This window comes from Stenotrophomonas sp. MYb57 (assembly GCF_002966815.1).
GTDB lineage: Bacteria > Pseudomonadota > Gammaproteobacteria > Xanthomonadales > Xanthomonadaceae > Stenotrophomonas > Stenotrophomonas indicatrix.
Genome location: NZ_CP023271.1, coordinates 1,004,483 through 1,022,453, shown reverse-complemented (window position 1 = coordinate 1,022,453; position 17,971 = coordinate 1,004,483). Strand labels below are relative to the sequence as shown.

The window sequence follows — 17,971 nt, the reverse complement described above, 5'->3', positions numbered from 1 at the left end:
CCAGTGCTTGTGTCCTGCCGCTGCGCCCGCTAGAATCTGCGCCCCTGCTGAGGCGTTTGCCGATGGCAGGGATCCGGAGAGGTGTCCGAGTGGTTGAAGGAGCACGCCTGGAAAGTGTGTAAGCGTCTAAACCGCGCTTCGGGGGTTCGAATCCCCCTCTCTCCGCCAGATAAATAAAAAAGGCTGCCCTTCGGGCGGCCTTTTTTATTTATCTGGCTGGGGACGCGAAGTGCGCTGCGCGCGCTTCGCCCCAAACGTTGCTGCGCAACGTTCGGGCCCCTCCCTTCGCCGGCCTCTCCCCGCCCCTGTCGGGGCAGCCCCTCAACAGAGGGGCTTGTTCCCCCAGATACGGCAGTAGATCCACGCCATGCGTGGATGACCGAAGGAACCGCGTCCGCCCAGGTTCGACGGCCTGCAGGGGTAGAGCCGGACAGCAGCCCTTTTTTATTTATCTGGCTGGGGACGCGACGCGCGTTCCGCACGCTTGGCCTGCCTCTCCCCGCCCCTGTCGGGGCAGCCCCTCAACAAAGGGGCTTGTTCCTCCAGCTACGGCAGTAGATCCACGCCATGCGTGGATGCCTCGGCCCGGTCGCATCGACTACCCGCCCGTGGTCGAGCCTGTCGGCGCGCACCGCCTTGGCGCCCTCACCTGTCGCTGAACAGCTGGTTCAAGGCCGCATAGCCCGGTGCGCCCTCGGGCATCGCCATCACTCCGCCGAGAAAATCCGTGGTCGCCGCGGCCATCGCTGTCCATGCGTGCATGAACAAGGCCGGGCCAGCGCTGAGCCGCCGCACACCGGCCTGCGACAGCGCAGCGAACGGCGCCATCCCTGGCAGCCACATCAGGTTGAGAGGCAGCGACACGCCGCTGGCAACTGCAGCAGCCTCGTCCAGCGCGCGAAGTCCGGGCACGAAGCCGCCGTCGGCACCGGCACGTGCATAGGCCTGCAGCCGATCGATGCTCATCCTGACCGCCTCATCCTCTTCAGCCAGGCCGCACAGATACACATCGGTGCGCGCATTGATGAACAGCGATCGTCCGCCCAGCGCCGAACGGATGGCTGTGATCTTGCCCACCAGCGCCGCAGGGCTGCCGGCACCGTCTTCGATGTTGATCCCTACCGCACCCACCTCCACCAGGCGCAGCACCCGCTCAGCGATCGCATCGGGGACATCGCTGTAACCGTCCTCGATATCGACCGTGACCGGCAGCGAGGTCACACCAACAATTTCTGAAACCCGCTGCAGCAGCGCGGTATCCGGCAGCGCACCGCCATCGGCATAACCGCAGGACCACGCCATGGCAGCACTCGATGTTCCCACCGCGACAGCTCCCAGCTGCTGGACCAGGCGGGCGCCACCGGCATCCCATACGTTGGGCAGCACATAAAGACCAGCGCGTTGATGGAGTTGAACGAAGTTCTGGTGAACGTTGGACATGGAACCTCCTGATGACGGGGACCCGCAGTCTGCGTCCGGACCGGTTTCCGGGCTCGCCATATCCGGACATCAATGGTCCGGACCTCGCGCACAATGTGCCCGCCACCACGATGACAGTCATTCATGACACCCCGCCCCTACCGCTGCACCGACCTCACCGCCTGCCTGTCGATCTTCGACAGCAACGTGCCCACCTACTTCGCACCGGCAGAGCGGGGTGACTTCGAGCGCTTCCTGCACGAACACGCCGTGCCACGCGCCTTCCAGGTGATCGAGGTCGAGGGCCAGGTGGTGGCCTGCGGCGGCCTCTGGCACTGCGGCGATGGCAGCGCCAGCTTGTGCTGGGGCATGGTCGAACGAAGTCGCCACAGACAGGGGCTGGGACGCGCGCTGGCAGTGGCCCGCCTGCATCAGGCTGAAGCAGACCCATCGATCCAGCGCATTACGCTCAGCACCAGCCAGCACACGCAGGGCTTCTATGCCGGCCTCGGCTTCCAGGTGGTACGCGTGGTAGCCGATGGCCACGGTGCCGGAATCGACGCCGTGGAGATGCAGCGGGTGCTGTAACCCGGCTCTCGACGGATCCACGCATGGCGTGGATCCGTCGAAGACACGCGCTGGCTCAGAACCCGACGCGCAGGTTCAACTGGCCACCGATATCGTTGCGACCGTCGCCATGCTGGCCCTGCACGAACAGCGACAGCTGGCTGCTGCGTCCCAGGCCGACGGCCACACCGACCTGGCTGACCAGTGCGTTGCGCGCCATCACGGCACTGTAGGCATCGAACGCAGTGCCACCGACGGCGAAGCTCTGCCGGCTGGCCACGTCGGTGTCACCGGACGCATGCTGCCAGCCCAGCCCGACCGTCAGCTGTGCCGGATAGCGCTCGCCGCTGCCCACATCCCAGCGGCCGCGTACGCCGACGGTGCTGACATTGAGCGTGTCCTTGCCGCCCTCCAGCACCAGCGCCGCGCTGCCGCCCTGCTCCACCGCGCGATCGCTGTCCACCCAGTGCTTGGTGAACTGCACATACGGTTGCAGTTGCGTCCTGCCATGGGTCCAGGTCCAGCTGCCTTCGATCTGGGCGATGGTGACATCCGAATCCTGGCGGCTGTGCAGCGTCTGTGCCAGCAGCGGCACTTCACGCGTGGTGCGCGTGCGGTAATCGCCGCGCGACACACTGCCACCGACCGCAAATCCGTTGTTCCACTCGCCCTGCGCATACAGTCCATAGGTGTTGCCACGCAGGCGTGCACGCGACTGGCGATCGTACAGCCGCGTATCCAGCCGCTCGCTGCCCGCCGCCGCACCCAGCACCACATGCTCGCCGAGCTTCCAATCGACGCCGGCCATCAGTGCATTGCGGTTGGCACGGATCTCGTCACCGTTGCCATCGCCGTCCTGCTTGAACACCTTGCCGCTACCCGCCAGCCATGCCGAAGCACGCTCGCCACGCACCGTCGGCAACTCGCTGCCGAGACGCTGGCGGATGCCCTCTTCCAGGTAGTTGTCGTACAGCAGCACTGCACGGCTGGCTGCATGCACTTCACCGGAGAGCTGGTTGAACGCGTTGCGCGCGGTGGCGGTGTCGTAGGCCAGCAGCGTGTTGTACAGGCCCAGCGCCGCGCCGGTCTGCGGCAGGCTGTCCAGCGCCGATGCCACGCCCAGCTGGTTGCGGGTCTGCGCAGCCGTGACGAAGGCCGCTGTCTGCTTCACATCGATCTTCAGCTGCGCGGCATTCGCTGTGTAGACCGGGCTCAGTGAGAGGAACGCCGAGGTGGTGGTGGGCGGTACGAACTGCCCGCTGACGCCGCCGCCTGCGTTGATGATCGTGTACTGCTGGCCCTGCTGGTAGCTGGTGTTCGGGTCGATGGCATTGACCACCACCGATGCACCACCGATGTTCGCGCTACCGCCCACCTGCACCACGTCACTGCCGGTAGCGCCCAGGTCGACCGACAGCGTGCTGCCCGGTGCCAGGGTCAGGTTGCCGCCCACGGTGATCGCCCCCGTACCGTTGCCGCCACTGCTGCCATTGCCCGGGCCGTTGCCCGGCGACAGCACACCGCCGCTGCTCACGGTGACGCCGCCAGCGCTGCCGCCGATGGTGCCGGTACCCGACAACGTGGTGCCGCTGCCGATGGTCCATTGGCCACCGACGGTGCCGGTGACATTCAGGCCACCACCGGTGACCTGACCGGTACCGGTGAATCCGCCACTGTTGCCGCCCAGGTTGAGCAGGCCAGGGCCGGCCTGCACGATGCTGCCCGCGCCACTGATGCTGCCACCCAGCGTGGTGGTGCTGCCGGTGTTGACCACCAGGCCACCGTTGTTGGTGATGTTGCCGGTGACCGCGCCGCTGGCGCCGCCGTTGCCGATCTGCACGGTACCGCCGGTGTTGATCGTGGTGCCACCGGTATAGGTGTTGTTGCCGGTAAGGACCAGCGTGCCGCTGCCGGCCTGGGTCAACCCGCCGCTGCCACTGACCACGCCACCAAGCGTGGTATTGCCGCCGACGTTGAACACCAGGCTGCCGTTGTTGCTGACGTTGCCGGTGATCGCACCCGTGGCGCCACCATTGCCCACCTGCAGCGTACCGCCGGTGTTGATGGTGGTACCGCCGGTATAGGTGTTGTTGCCGGTCAAGGTCAGCGTGCCGGCACCGGCCTGGGTCAGACCGCCGCTGCCGCTGACCACGCCCGCGAGCGTAGTGTTGCCACCCGCGTTGAACACCAGGCTGCCGTTGTTGCCGACGTCGCCGATGATCGACCCCGTTGCACCACCATTGCCCACCTGCAGGGTGCCACCGGTATTGATGGTGGTGCCGCCGGTATAGGTATTGTTGCCGGTCAGCGTCAGCGTGCCGCTGCCGGCCTGGGTCAGGCCACCGCTGCCGCTGACGGTGCCACCGAGTGTCGTGTTGCCCGACAGGTTGACCACCAGTGCGCCGTTGTTGGTCACGTCGCCGATGATCGCACCGGTCGCGCCGCCATTGCCGATCTGCAAGGTGCTGCCACCGTTGATGGTGGTTCCACCGGTGTAGGTGTTGTTGCCGGTCAGGGTCAACGTGCCGGTGCCGGTCTGCACCAGGCCACCGCTGCCACCGATGGTGCCACCGAAGGTGGTGCTGGCATTGCTGCCGCCGGTGGTCAGGGTGGAACCGCCGAGCACCACGTTGCCGCTGGCAACACCGGCCAGGCCACCAATGGCCTGGTTGCCGGCCGCACTGATGTCCAGCGTTCCGGCGCCGGCCAGGTTCACCGTGCTGGCCGAGGACAGGCTGCCACCGGCGGCGACCGCCAGGGTGCCGCTGTTGATCGTCGTGGTGCCGGTGTAGCTGCTGGCGCCGCCCAGGGTCACCGTCGCCGCACCATCCTTGAGCAGGCTGCCACTGCCGGCGATGTCACCGTCCAGCGTCAGCGGCGTGCCCCCCAGCAGGGTCAACGTGCCGCTTGCCAGCTGCACGTTGTTGGCCAGGGTCAGCGGCACACTGCCGTCCAGCGTGGCGTCACCGCCTACGGTCAGCGTGCCGGTGCCCAGGGCACCACTGCTGCCCAGCGACAGACCACCGGCGTTGAGCGCCACTCCGCCACCGAAGGTGTTGCTGCCGGTGAGGCCGAGCACGCCGGCACCGTTCTTGACCAGGCCACCGGCGCCACTGATGTCCCCGGCAAAGGTGCTGTTGCCCGCTGCGTTGGTGGTCAGTGTGTTGCCGCCAAGGCTGATCGTGCTGCCGGCAACGCCGGACAATGTACCGATGGCCTGGTTGCCACCGCTGGAGATGTCAAAACCGGTACCGGCGTTGGCCAGGTTCACTGCACCGGTTGCGGCCAGGCTGCCACCGGCGCCGATCGCCAGCGTGCCGGCGTTGATGGTGGTGCCGCCCGTGAAAGTGTTGGTGCCGGTCAATGTTTCGGTACCGGTGCCCTCCTTGATCAGTCCACCGGTGCCGCCGATCGAACCACTGAACACACCATTGGTGGCATCGCCGATGGTCAACGTGTTCGCGCCGAGGTTGACCGTGCCATTGCCGATCAGCGTGCCGAATACCTGCGTGCCGCTGCCGGCCGAAAGATCGAAGGTGGCACCCGTGGCCAGATTGACGATACCGCCTGCGCTGAGGCTGGCACCGGCACCGAGCGCGAGCGTGCCCGCGTTGATGTAGGTGCCGCCGGTATAGGTGTTGGTGCCGTTCAACGTGAGGGTAGCAACGCCGTCCTTGGTCAAGCTGCCGGCCCCCGACAGATTGCCGTTGAGGGTGAGATCGTTGCTGCCAAGTACGGTCAGGCCCGCGTTGAGCACCACGTTGTTGGCCAAGGTCACCGCACTGCTGGAATCAAGCGTGGAAGCGCCCCCCACCGTCAACGTGCCGGTTCCCAGCGCAGCATTGTTGCCCACCACCAGGCCACCCGCATTGAGGGTGACGCCGCCACCGAACGTGCTGGCACCGTTGAGGGTCTGCACGCCGCTGCCATTCTTGACCAGCCCACCGCTGCCGGTCAGGGCACCGTTGAAGGTCGCGTCGGTGGTACCTCCCAGCGTCAGGCTGCTGCCCCCCAACGACACCGTGCTGCCGGCCACGCCCGCCAGCGAACCGATGCTCTGGTTGCCGCCGGCGGAGATGTCGAAGGTGCCGGTACCGGCCAGGTTCACCGCGCCGGTCGGCGACAGGCTGCCGCCCGCCCCGATCGCCAGCGTGCCGCTGTTGATGACCGTGCCGCCGGTGAAGGTGTTGCTGCCGGTCAGGGTGACCGTCGCCGCGCCGTTCTTGATCAGGCCACCATCGCCGGTGACCGCCCCGCCCAGCGTCAATGCATTGCTGCCAAGCAGGTTGAGCGTGGCACCGGCCAGCAGGCCGATGTCGTTGCCGAGGTTCGCAGCGATGCTGCTGTCCAGCGATGCGTTGGCGCCCACGGTCAGCGCGCCGGTACCCAGCGCGGCATTGTTGCCCACCACCAGGCCGCCACCATTGAGTGCCACCCCGCCACCGAAGACGTTGGCGCCGCCCAACGTCTGGATGCCCGTACCGTTCTTGACCAGCCCGCCGGTCCCACCGATCACGCCATCGAAGGTCCCGTTGCCAACGCCGCCGAAGGTCAGCGTGTTTCCGCCCAGCGCCACGGTGCTGCCGGCGACGCCGTTGAGCGCGCCGATGGTCTGGTTGCCGGCCGCGGAGATGTCGAAGCCGGTGCCCGGCGCGGAAAGCGTGACTGCACCGGTTGCCGCCAGGCTGCCACCGGCACCGATCGCCAGCGTTCCCGCATTGATCAGGGTGCCACCGGTGAAGGTATTGGTACCGGTCAGCGTTTCAGTACCGGTCCCCTCCTTGATCAGGCCGCCGGTGCCGGCGATGGATCCGCTGAAGACACCGTTGGTCGGTCCGCCGACGGTGATCGAGTTCGCGCCCAGGTTGACCGTGCCACTACCGGTCAGGGTGCCGAAGGTCTGGGCACCGTTGCCCGCGGAGAGATCCAGCGTAGCGCCGGTTGCCAGGTTGACGATGCCGCTGGCGGCCAGGCTTGCACCTGCTCCCAGGGCCAGCGTGCCGGCGTTGACGTTGGTGCCGCCGGTATAAGTGTTCACGCCGTTCAAGGTCAGCGTGGCAGCACCATTCTTGGTCAGGCTGCCGGTGCCGGAGATCACCCCGTTGAGCGTCAGCGCGTTGCTGCCCAGCACGGTCAGGCCGGCATTGAGGGCGATGTTGTTGACCAGTGTTGCCGCCAGGCTGGTGTCGAGGGTGGCCGCGCCACCCACGGTCAGCGCACCACTGCCCAGTGCCGCGTCATTGCCGAGCAGCAGGCCACCGGCATTGAGGCTGACGCCGCCGCCGAAGGTGTTGGCAGCGGACAGCGTCTGCACGCCCGCGCCCACCTTGACCAGGCCACCGCCTCCGCTGATCACGCCATCGAACACCGCATCGGCTGCCGTACCAAAGGTCAGCGAGTTTCCTCCCAGCGCGACCGTCGAACCGACCACGCCATTCAGCGCGCCGATGGTCTGGTTGCCGGTTGCCGCCGATATATCGAAGCCCGCGCCAGCGCCGCCGAGGGTGACGTCACCCCCGACAGCCAGGCTGCCGCCCGCGCCAAGCGCCAGGGTTCCGGCATTGATCGTGGTGCTGCCGGCGTAGGTGTTCGCATTGGCCAGGGTCAGTGTGGCTGCACCGTTCTTGACCAGTGCACCATTGCCGGACACCACGCCGCCGAGCGTCAGCGCATTGCTGCCCTGCAGGGCAAGCGTCGTGCCCGAGGCCAGGTTGATCGCGTTGCCTACGGTGTAGGCGGCGGCAGTATCCAGCGTTGCATTGCCGCCGACGTTGAGCGCACCCGTTCCCAGAGCGCCAGCGTTGCCCAACTGCAGGTTGCCGCCATTCAACGCCAGGCCGCCACTGAAGCCGTTGGCGTTGCCGAGGGTCAACGTACCAGCGCCGTTCTTGACCAGACTGCCGGTGCCGGAAATCACGCCATCGAGCGTGAGTGCGTTGCTGCCGATCAGCGTCAGTGCCGAGCCGGCGCCAAGGTTGACCGCATTGGTCAGGTCAAGCGCAATGCTGTTATCCAGGCTGGCGTTCGCAGCCACGTTCAGCGCACCGGTTCCCAGCGCTCCACTGTTGCCCAGCAACAGGCCGCCGCCCGCCAGGTTCAGGCCGCCACCGAAGGTATTGGCACCGTTGAGCGTCAACACCGTGGCGCCGTTCTTCGCCAGGCCACCGTCGCCGGACACCACGCCGCCCAGCGTGATGTTCTGGCTGCCGGGGAGCGTAAGAATCGCACCGGTACCCAAGGCCACGTTGTTGCTCAGGTTCAGCGCAACCGCCGCGTCCAGCGACACGTTGCCGCCGATGTTCAGCGCGCCGGTGCCGGCCGCCGCACTGCTGCCCAGCAGCACGCTGCCGGCATTGAGGTTGAGGCCACCACTGAAGCCATTGGTGCCGTTCAAGGTCAACAGCGAGGCGCCGTTCTTGGTCAGGCTGCCGACGCCGGAGATGTCGCCGGTCAGGGTGATGTTGTTGCTGCCGCCCAGGGTCAGTGCGGCACCGAGGTTGACCGCGTTGCCCAGGGTCAGCGCAGAGCTGCCGTCCAACGTCGCGGCACCGTTGACGCTGAGCGCGCCGGTGCCCAGTGCACCGCTGTTGCCCAGCAGCAGACCGCCAGCATTGAGCGCGACGCCGCCGGTGAAGGTGTTTGCGCCGGTCAACGTCTGTACGCCACTTCCGTTCTTTACCAGGCCTCCGCCGACGCCACTGATCACACCGGCGAAGACCTGGTCGGCCGCACTACCAAAGGTGAGCGTATTGCCGCCCAATGCCACGGTGGAACCTGCCACGCCGGACAGTGCACCGATGGTCTGGTTACCACCCAGGGAAAGATCCAGCGCCGCCCCAGCCCCCGACAGGCTGACCGCGCCAGTCGCGGCCAAGCTGCCACCACTGCCCAGCGCCACCGTGCCGGCAGCAACGTTCAAGCCACCGGTGAAGGTATTGGCGCCGTTGAGCGTCAGTGTCGAAGCCCCGCTCTTTATCAGGCCGCCACCACCGGAAATCGCACCGCCCAGTGTCAGCGCGTTGCCACCCAGCACGTTCAACGAGCCTGCCGCGCCGATGATCACGTCATTGCCCAGGGTCAGGGCTGAAGAGGTATCCAGCGTCGCAGCGTTGTTGATGTCCAGCAGGCCGGTACCGAGCGCACTGCTGTTGCCCAGCAGCAGGCCGCCACCGTTGACGACGAGGCCGCCACTGAACGTGTTGGTGCCGTTCAACGTGAGCAGAGATGCGCCGTTCTTGCCAATGTTGCCGACGCCGGAGATCACCCCGTTCAACACCACGGGCTGGCCGCCCTGCAGCGCGAGCGAGCCACCGGCGCCGAGCGTGATGTCGTTGGCCAGGGTGAGCGCTGCGGTGGTGCCATCCAGCGTGACCTCGCCGCCCACGCTCAGCACACCCGTTCCCAATGCACCGTTGTTGCCGAGCAGCAGGCCGCCGCCATTCAGGGCAAAACCACCGGTCAAGCTGTTGCTGCCGGACAGTGTCTGCACTCCGGTACCGACCTTGGCCAGGCCACCGGTAGTGCCAGTGAAGTTGCCGGCGAAGGAGGTATTGCCGAGACCGCCTAGAGTAAGTGTGCGAGTGCCCAGGCTGACCGTTCCACCAAGCCCGGACAGCGAGCCGACGGTCTGGTTGGCTGCGGCAGTGAGGTCCAGCGACGTGCCTGCCGTGAGCGAGATCGCAGCGGTCGGTGACAGGCTGCCGCCTGCACCGAGCGCCAACGCGCCGCCCGCGATCGAGACATTGCCGGTAAGCGTGTTTGCACCGCCCAGGGTGAGCGTGCCGGCGCCGTTCTTCACCAGATTGCCGGCACCAGACAGCGCACCGTTCAACGTCAACGCATTGGTGCCGACCAGATTCAGACTGCCACCACCGTTGACGACGATGTTGTTGGCGAGATTGAAGGCCCCGCTGGTATCCAGCGACGCGGCACCACCTACCGTCAGGTTGCCGCTGCCCAGCGCACCTGCGTTGCCCAGCAGCAAGCCGCCAGCATTGAGGTTGACGCCACCACCGAACAGATTCGCGCCGCCCAGCGTGACCACACCGGTGTTGGTCACGGTCAGGCCGCCAGCACCGGACAGCACACCACTCAAGCTGAAGGGGTTGGTGCCGCCCAACGTCAGTCTGCCAGTGTTGAGCGCAAAGGAATTTGCAAGCGTGAGCCCGCCCGCCGACGCCGCGATGGCGCCGCCGTTGACGTTGAAGGTACCGGTACCGAATGACGCCGCGTTGTTGAAGTTGACCAAGCCATCGTTGATCGTGGCACTGGTTCCGGTCCAGGCACCTTGCAGATTCCAGGTACCACTGTTGACGGTCAGGTTCTCGAATCCAGTGTAATTGCCCCAAACGAGGTTGGTCACCGTCCCGCCGGTACCCGCGCCCGGGCCCGAAGCGCTGTTCTGCAGCAGCAGGCGATCGCTGGCACCGGTACCGCCATCGACAATGCCGGCAGCGGCCAGATTCACGCCTACGGTGCCCAGAACGCCCGCAATGCCCGTTGCCAGCACGCCGCGGTTGACGCTTGAACCGGACACGGCGGTGAACGTGTTTCCCGTCGTCGTGGAGTTGCCCAAGTGCACGCTGCCGGTGATGCTGCCGGCGTTGATCACATGGTTGCCCGCTGTTGATCCGCCCAGACCTATGCGGCCGGTGATGCTGCCGCTGTTGGTGAGGTTGGTCTGCGCACCGCCGTAGCTGACGATGGCAGCGGCGTCGGCAGTGGTGAACAGCCCCGCCCCGAGGATGGACATGTCCACGGTGCCGTCATTGGTGATGTTGGTGACACCACCGGCAGCGTTCTGCGTGACCAGTGCCTGTCCACCAAACCCAAGAATCGAACCGATGTTGACCAGGCCCTTGATGCTGCCGCCCACCTGGTTGTTGACGTTGATGGTATTGCCACCGGCAGTGTTGTTGCCCAGCACCATGCCTGCCGCCGCAAGGCTCAAGCCGCCGTTGATGGTGGGATCGATCGTGCCCTGGTTGTTCACCGTGATGCCGTTGCCGGACAGCGTCACCGCAGTGCCCCCCAGTACCGGCGGCACGCTCAGCACCGCGCCGGTGGCGATGTTCAGGGTCACGCCATTGGCGGTACTGGAAAGATTGTTCTGGTCCGTCGCGCCATCGCAGGTAATCACCGCACCGGCCGTGGTGCAGGCTGCAAACGCCGAGCCGCTGGCCAATGTAGCGGTCAATGCCAGCGCCAGCCGATGCGCCTTCAGGCCCGGCAGGTGTCGTCCTGCCGATTTACCGCCTCCCGTCGGATTCTGGGTGATTTCCGAGGCCACCTGCATCACACCCAGGGCACGGTTGAAAACCAGACGGTAAATGCGGTTCATCGGTAAATCTCCATGAAATGACCGGTGGCACAGCAGGCAGGTTTTTTGGAGGTGATGTCGTCCTGCCCTGCTCCACCCGGGAACAAGACCTTCGGTATCAACCTTGAAAAACAGTCACACTTTCACGTGCAAGCGCTGCAGGAACTGCGCGCGCCTGCCTGTCCGTCAGCGCGAAAACTCCCCGGTTTCGCTTGACGAATGGGCGCACTGTGCGGCCGTCAACGCCAGCACCACGTGAATCCGGCACGTTATTTTCATGATGGCCGTCAAATAATCACGGCAGTCGTCACGACTTTGCCGAAAATGCATATTCTCTTGTTTCTGCAGAACGGGAATATCCATATTCCCGCCGCATTCGTAACCGGCCTCAGCTGCTGGAGAGTTTCATCAGCACCAGGCCGGCGACGATCAGTACCGCCGCGCCAATCCGCATCGGGCTGACCTGCTCGCCCAGGAACACGACGCCGACCACGAAAGCACCGACCGCGCCGATACCGGTCCAGATCGTATAGGCGGTGCCCAGCGGCAGGCTGCGCATGGCGACGGCCAACAGCCAGAAGCTGGCGATCATGCCGACGATGGTGATGACGGTGGGGGTGAGTTTGGTGAAGCCTTCAGACTGCTTCATCGACACGGCCCAGACGATTTCCAGCAGGCCGGCAAACAACAGATAGATCCAGGCCATGACAGCCCTCCTTTGGTAGGGCCAGGCCGTCCTGGTCATTGAATCCCGATGCGGGGGAGGTCGTTCCTCCTGGGACCGGATTCTAGCAACGGCGGCAGCCACCGGCCGACGCTGGGGACACAGGGTTACATCGGATTCAGTGCATGAAGCTGGCATCAACGCACCTGCCTGCGCTAGAATGCGCGTCTGCCATCGGTAAGCCGATGTGCAGTCCGGCTGTGGTCTCCGGCGCACAACGCGCTGCTTCCCCTGATCCGTGAATCGGCCGCCTCCGGGCGGCCAACGTCTCTATGGTGGCCCCGTCGGCCCCTCGCGACGCTAGGTCGAAAACTCCGCCAGGGCCGGAAGGCAGCAACGGTATCGATCGACGCGGGCGCCGAGGTCAGCCGGCGGGGCCACCGCCTTTTCGGCGAAGCCCCGCTCCGGTAGATGCCAGCCTTGGTTGGCGCCCTTCGCCGGGCATGCCCCGGCGCTACCGCGCCTCAGGCGTACCCTGATGGAACACCATCCGCCAGCCCGTTGAATGCTGACGCCACAGCGAGCTGCGCAGCACCCAGCGCTGTGGTTGGTCATCGACGTGATAGCGACTGCGGTAACGCACCTGGGCCAAGCCCTCTGCCAGCATCCACACGGCGTACCGGTCCGACTCGATCACCACCTGCGCACGCTCCAGCGGGATCTCTTCCAGCGCGGCCTCACGGCCGTAGCACTGGCCGGAACTGCCGATCTCATTGAAATCCTCATCCAGCAATGCCGCCAGACGCTCATGGTCTGCGCGCACCTGCGGGCAATGCAGTGCGCGTTCCAGCCCCTCCAGTTCTGCGGCCAGCGCCGGTGAAGCGGCGGCGCCAGCGCTGCTCACGGCGGATCCTGCGCCAGCACGTGCGGCGCCGTCGGTGCGGCCAGCACAACGCACTGGCCCGGCTGTGCCACCCGGTGCCCGCGCGCGGCCAGGGCCTGGCCATCGGCCACGCTGGCGTAGTGGTACAGCATCATGCGTGCCTGCAGCTCGGCGCTGTACTCGCGCTCCAGGTCATCCACCCCGGTATGCGAAGGATTGCCGTGCAACCCGCAGTCGTGGGCGATCAGTTCGTTGTCACTGGCATAGCGCGCCAGCATTTCCGGAATCGGCCTGGTGTCGCCGCTCCAGGTCAGCGCACCCTGCAGGCGCAGGCCATAGGCCGTCTCCGGCCAGTGGTGCCGCACCGGGAACACCTCCAGGCGCACGCCCTCGTGCCAGAACGCATCGCCCACCACGATCAGCTGGAAGGCATCCCAGAAGTTGGCGCCGCCCTCGGCCAGCACGTTCGGGTAATCGCCGATGCGCTTGTGCAGCAGCGGCACCACCGTGGCCGGCACGTACAGGCGCACCTTGCCGCGCCGCTGCGCGCTGAAGAAGGTATCCACGAACAGCCGTTCGAAACCGGCCACGTGGTCCAGGTGTACATGGGTGACGAACAGCGCCTGCGGCATATGCCCGTAATGGGCCTTGAAGGCAGTCAGGCCTTCGCCGCCGCAGTCGATGGTCAGCCACGGCCGGCCATCGCGCTCGATCACCGACATCGGCGAACCCAGCTCGACCGCCGACGCATTGCCGACGCCGAGGAAACGCAACGACCAGTCCATCAGGTGCCCCGGTTCCAGGCCATGTCATAGGCGCGACGCAGGCGCGCGTAGTCTTTTTCCACGTCTTCCACGCTGCGCTCACCGCGCAGCTTGACCAGCGAGCGCAGCAGGCGCTTGAGATTGCGCTCGCGCCAGGCCGTGGCCGGGATGCGGATCACCCCGCGATCGAAGTCGATCAGCCAGCCATGGCCGTTGCCATCGAACAGGATGTTGTGCGCATTGAGATCGGCATGGTCCAGCCCGGCACGGTGGAAGCGCGCGATCATCCGCCCGGTTTCCTCCCACGGCGCCCCGCGCCCGGCCACCAGTGCGCGGTCGGCCAGCGAGCGCACCCCTTCGATCCGTTCCATCAGGATCGCGGCGCGGTAGCGCAGGCCTTCACGCATGTAGAAGGCGGCAATCGGCCTGGGCACCGGCAGCTTCTTCTCGCGCAGCGCGCGCATCAGCCGGAATTCGGCAAAGCTGCGGGTCCGGTCCGCCCCCCGCCAGATGTACTGGTCGTGGCTGATCCGGGCCGCCAGCCCCCCGCGCAGGTAGTGCCGCAGTACGCTGGCGCCGAACGGCGCATCCACGAACCAGGCGCTGCCACGGCCGCCCTCACCCACCGGCCGGGCCTTGCCGGCCCAGTGCTGTGGCGAGAACAGACCGATGTCGGCTTGCCGCAGCCGCTCGCGGTCGAACAGAATGGCCCCGATGCCGCGACCCTCGCGGCATGGCGTCAGCGCTTCATTGGCGTCGAATGCGACCATTCCTTTGAGTCTAACAACACATGGCATCAGCGTCCTCCTCCTTGTGTCTTCTGCGCCTGTCCGCTCTTGGCGATGTGACCCACGTAGTGCCGCTGGTGCGCACCCTGCAGGCCGCGCGCCCGGACACGCCGATCCACTGGATCATCGACAAGGTCGGGCAGAAGCTGCTCGATGGCCTGCCGGGCGTCACCTTCCACGCCTACGACAAGAAGACCGGCATGGCCGGAGTGAAGGAGCTGCGCAAGCAGTTGCCACCCGGGCGTTTCGAGGCCCTGCTGCAGATGCAGGTGGCGTTCCGCGCCAACGTGCTGTCCGCCTTCATTCCTGCCGAGCGCCGCATCGGGTACGACCGCAGCCGCTCCAAGGATCTGCACGGCCTCTTCATCAACGAACGCATCCCTGATCGCCCGGGCATCCATGTGCTCGACGCCATCGGCAGCTTCTGCGAGCCGCTGGGCCTGCGCCAGACCGATGTCAGCTGGGACCTGGCCGTGCCGCAGGCAGCCTATGACTGGGCCGCTGCGCAATGGCAGGACGATGGCCGGCCGGTGCTGATGATCTCGCCCTGCTCCAGCCACGTGCGCCGCAACTGGTACGCCGACCGCTATGCCGAGGTCGCCAACCATGCCGTCACGCGCGGTTGGCGGGTCGTGCTGTGCGGCGGCCGCAGCGAACTGGAGCGCAGCATGGCCGACGCCATCCAGGCCCAGCTGGATGTTCCGGCGCTGGACCTGGTCGGCAAGGACACGCTCAAGCAGTTGCCGGCCCTGCTGGCCCGCGCCAACCTGGTGATGACCCCGGACTCTGGCCCGATGCACATTGCCAACGCAATGGGTACCAAGGTGCTGGGCCTGCATGCGGCCAGCAACCCGAACCGCAGCGGCCCGTATTCCGACCGCCGCTACTGCGCGGACCGCTACGACGACGCGGCGCGCAAGTATCTGGGCAAGCAGGCAGCCGACCTCAAGTGGGGCACCAAGATCGAATTCGACGACGTGATGGAACTGATCACCGTCGAGGACGGCATTGCCGCGTTCGAGCGTTACGTCGCCGACCATCTGGGGTGAGTGGCACGTCGGGCAGCTGAGCGCTGTCAACTGGGTGCGGACCTTGGTCCGCACCGTCCCGCAACCCGGGAGATCCATCCACGCATGGCGTGGATCTACTGCGTCGGGCCGCCCGGGATTACGCGCGCTGCGTGTAATCCTGGTAGGACTTCTCTTCCACGTACGCCGAACCCAGCGCCAGGTTGATCGCCTTCTTGATGCGTGCGCGTTCGTCGTTGCGCAGGTACACGCTGCGCGCCAGGTCGATGAACCCCTGATCGAACGCCTGCGCCTTGTCCTTCAGGCGGATGTCGTCCTCGATCTCCCACAGCTGCTCGTTGACCGACTTCAGCTCGGCGCGCAGCTTGGCGATGTCCTTCACTGCCGCCGGGTGCGCCATCCACGTGGTTTCCAGCGCGGACAGCTCCTTGCGTACGTTGGCCAGCTTGCCTTCGTCACTGATGCGCTCGGACTTGATCTGCAGGATCGAGATCTTGTCCAGCAGCTCGCCGAATGAAACGGGGACGAGGATTTCAGCGGTCATCGTGGCGGCTCCAGCAGGTGATGACGTACATGGTAACCCGCCGCACGCGAACAGCATCCACGCATGGCGTGGATCTACTGAAGCATCCGCAGGAAGGCCGGCAAAGGGAGGGGGCCGAACGTTGCATCGCAACGTTTGGGGCGACGCGCGAAGCGTCGTCGCATCCCCGCGCCAGATTAAAAAAGAAGGGCTGCCTTTCGGCAGCCCTTCTTTTTTAATCTGGCGGAGAGGGGGGGATTCGAACCCCCGAGGCGCTATAAACGCCTGCCTGATTTCGAGTCAGGTACATTCAACCGCTCTGCCACCTCTCCAGATGTTCCCCGGCGAACCGGGGACGCGCATCATACGAGGAAGCGCGGCTGACGACAAGTCATTGCGCCCAATGAAGTGAAATTTTCCTGACTGCATGGCTTGCCGGATGTCCGCTTGGCCGTGATGATGCCGTTCTCCCCGGCATTACCCCCTCGCCCAGCACCCACCATGATCGAATTCGGACATCTCACCCACCCCGGCCTGCGCCGCGAGCTCAATGAGGACACCTATTACGGTGACGGCGAGCTGGCCCTGTGGCTGGTAGCCGACGGCATGGGCGGGCACGCCTGCGGCGAGGTGGCCAGCGCACTGGCGCGCGAGACCATCGTGCGTGAGATCCGCCGTGGCGCGCCGTTGGCGCAGGCGATCCGCACCGCCGACGAAGAGATCATCCGCGCCTCGCGCCGGCGCAACGACAGCCTGCCGATGGGCACCACCGTGGTCGCTGCACGGGTGCAGGGCAACCGTTACGAAGTGGCCTGGGTCGGCGACAGCCGCGCCTATCTGTGGCGCGATGGCCAGCTTGCCCAGCTCAGCCAGGACCACAGCGTGGTGCAGGAACTGGTCGCGCAGGGCAACCTGACCGCCGAGCAGGCGCGCGCCCATCCCCACCGCAACGTGGTCACCCAGGCACTGGGCGTCACCGACCCGGCACACCTGAACGTGGCGACCACCAGCGGCGAGCTGCGCCCGGGCATGCAGTTGCTGCTGTGCAGTGATGGCCTGACCGAGGAAGTGGATGACCGCGGCATCGCCCGCACCCTCGCCTTCGACGACGCCAGCGCGCAGGAATGCGTGGACAGCCTGGTCGCCTCCGCCCTCGACGGCGGCGGCTCGGACAACATCACCGTGATCCTGGTGCGCTGCCACTGATCCACGCCATCCACGCATGGCGTGGATCTACAGTAGAGCCACGCCATGCGTGGCTGCATTTCGCACGCCACCGCTGCGCCTACGCGCTCGCGGCTTCTTCCACCTTCGGGCCGTCCCACAACGCGTGGCCGGCCTTCTTGCGCAGCCGTTCCAGACGCGCCGCATGCGCTTCCTGCTCCGACGGCGTGGCCACCACGCGCGGCCGCGGCAGCAGCTTGGACGCATCGAACGCCTGCAACGCCGCAGCGCCACCGGCATCGTCATCGCCCAGCCCGAAGCCGATCTCCTCCTGGCCCGAGGTCAACGCGATGTACACATCACCCAGGATCTGCGCATCCAGCAGACCGCCATGCAGGGCGCGGTGCGAGTTGTCCACGCCCAGCCGCTTGCACAGGGCGTCGAGCGAGTTGCGCTGGCCCGGGAAGCGCTCGCGCGCCAGCGCCAGGGTATCGATCACCGTGCAGCGGTCGGTGATCTTGCCGTACTGCTCGCCGAGCAGGGACAGCTCGTTGTCGAGGAAGCCCAGGTCGAACGCGGCGTTGTGGATGATCAGCTCGGCGCCATCGATGAAGGCCAGGAACTCCTCCACGACCTGCGCGAACTCCGGCTTGTCGGCGAGGAATTCCAGGGTCAGGCCGGTCACTTCCTGCGCACCCTGTTCGAATTCGCAGTCCGGCTTCAGGTACTGGTGATAGGTATTGCCGGTCGGGCGGCGCTTGAACAACTCGACGCAGCCGATTTCGACGACGCGGTTGCCCTTCTTCCACTCCAGGCCGGTGGTTTCGGTATCAAGGATGATCTGACGCATGG

General features: G+C 66.2%; 11 protein-coding genes, 2 tRNA genes and 1 other RNA gene. 5 read left to right on the top strand and 9 right to left on the bottom strand.

Annotation, left to right across the window (positions count from 1 at the left end):
- The first annotated feature begins 75 nt into the window (after nt 1-75).
- A tRNA-Ser gene (locus tag CLM74_RS04645) sits at nt 76-168 on the top strand.
- A 477-nt stretch (nt 169-645) separates the two neighbouring features.
- On the opposite strand, the gene CLM74_RS04640 is transcribed toward CLM74_RS04645, so the two are convergent.
- Nucleotides 646-1,440, bottom strand: coding sequence for an isocitrate lyase/phosphoenolpyruvate mutase family protein (locus CLM74_RS04640; protein ID WP_105163524.1), 795 nt, complete (start codon nt 1,438-1,440; stop codon nt 646-648).
- Nucleotides 1,441-1,563: 123 nt separating this feature from the next.
- Here CLM74_RS04640 and CLM74_RS04635 point away from each other — a divergent pair, with 123 nt between their 5' ends.
- Nucleotides 1,564-2,007: a GNAT family N-acetyltransferase gene (locus CLM74_RS04635; protein ID WP_105163523.1), complete on the top strand. Its 444-nt coding sequence runs from the start codon at nt 1,564-1,566 to the stop codon at nt 2,005-2,007.
- A 55-nt stretch (nt 2,008-2,062) separates the two neighbouring features.
- Here CLM74_RS04635 and CLM74_RS04630 read toward each other — a convergent pair whose 3' ends face one another.
- Together CLM74_RS04630 and sugE are read right to left on the bottom strand one after the other, a co-directional pair.
- A complete protein-coding gene (locus tag CLM74_RS04630) occupies nt 2,063-11,326 on the bottom strand; it encodes an autotransporter-associated beta strand repeat-containing protein (RefSeq protein ID WP_105163522.1) in 9,264 nt (3,087 codons plus the stop codon).
- A 367-nt stretch (nt 11,327-11,693) separates the two neighbouring features.
- Nucleotides 11,694-12,011 carry a quaternary ammonium compound efflux SMR transporter SugE gene (gene sugE, locus CLM74_RS04625; protein WP_025878167.1) on the bottom strand — a complete coding sequence of 106 codons (318 nt, stop codon included), beginning with the start codon at nt 12,009-12,011 and terminating at the stop codon, nt 11,694-11,696.
- Between the two features lie 299 nt (nt 12,012-12,310).
- On the opposite strand from sugE, the gene ffs reads away from it, so the two are divergent.
- Nucleotides 12,311-12,407, top strand: an RNA gene (gene ffs, locus CLM74_RS04620) — signal recognition particle sRNA small type.
- A gap of 76 nt (nt 12,408-12,483) precedes the next feature.
- On the opposite strand, the gene CLM74_RS04615 is transcribed toward ffs, so the two are convergent.
- Genes CLM74_RS04615 through CLM74_RS04605 form a run of 3 tightly spaced genes read right to left on the bottom strand, consistent with a single transcriptional unit; the run spans nt 12,484 to nt 14,386 of the window.
- On the bottom strand, nt 12,484-12,873 hold the full coding sequence (locus CLM74_RS04615; RefSeq protein WP_105163521.1) for a nuclear transport factor 2 family protein: 390 nt from the start codon (nt 12,871-12,873) through the stop codon (nt 12,484-12,486).
- Nucleotides 12,870-13,637, bottom strand: coding sequence for an MBL fold metallo-hydrolase (locus CLM74_RS04610; RefSeq protein WP_025878163.1), 768 nt, complete (start codon nt 13,635-13,637; stop codon nt 12,870-12,872). The genes CLM74_RS04615 and CLM74_RS04610 overlap by 4 nt, the downstream gene beginning before the upstream one ends.
- Nucleotides 13,637-14,386 (bottom strand): 3-deoxy-D-manno-octulosonic acid kinase, encoded by a 750-nt coding sequence (locus CLM74_RS04605; RefSeq protein ID WP_033830466.1) that lies wholly within the window; start codon nt 14,384-14,386, stop codon nt 13,637-13,639. Before CLM74_RS04605 ends, CLM74_RS04610 begins: the two co-directional genes overlap by 1 nt.
- Before the next feature lie 20 nt (nt 14,387-14,406).
- Here CLM74_RS04605 and CLM74_RS04600 point away from each other — a divergent pair, with 20 nt between their 5' ends.
- Nucleotides 14,407-15,453 (top strand): glycosyltransferase family 9 protein, encoded by a 1,047-nt coding sequence (locus CLM74_RS04600; RefSeq protein WP_105163520.1) that lies wholly within the window; start codon nt 14,407-14,409, stop codon nt 15,451-15,453.
- 118 nt (nt 15,454-15,571) lie between these two features.
- On the opposite strand, the gene CLM74_RS04595 is transcribed toward CLM74_RS04600, so the two are convergent.
- Together CLM74_RS04595 and CLM74_RS04590 are read right to left on the bottom strand one after the other, a co-directional pair.
- Complete coding sequence (locus CLM74_RS04595; protein ID WP_025878158.1) at nt 15,572-15,976, bottom strand: DUF6165 family protein; 405 nt, start codon at nt 15,974-15,976, stop codon at nt 15,572-15,574.
- A gap of 220 nt (nt 15,977-16,196) precedes the next feature.
- Nucleotides 16,197-16,287: transfer RNA gene (locus CLM74_RS04590), tRNA-Ser, on the bottom strand.
- Between the two features lie 169 nt (nt 16,288-16,456).
- On the opposite strand from CLM74_RS04590, the gene CLM74_RS04585 reads away from it, so the two are divergent.
- Complete coding sequence (locus CLM74_RS04585; RefSeq protein WP_025878157.1) at nt 16,457-17,161, top strand: protein phosphatase 2C domain-containing protein; 705 nt, start codon at nt 16,457-16,459, stop codon at nt 17,159-17,161.
- A 79-nt stretch (nt 17,162-17,240) separates the two neighbouring features.
- Here the strand turns inward: CLM74_RS04585 and dnaQ are convergent, their stop codons facing one another.
- Nucleotides 17,241-17,969: a DNA polymerase III subunit epsilon gene (gene dnaQ, locus CLM74_RS04580; RefSeq protein WP_025878156.1), complete on the bottom strand. Its 729-nt coding sequence runs from the start codon at nt 17,967-17,969 to the stop codon at nt 17,241-17,243.
- Between the last annotated feature and the right edge of the window lie 2 nt (nt 17,970-17,971).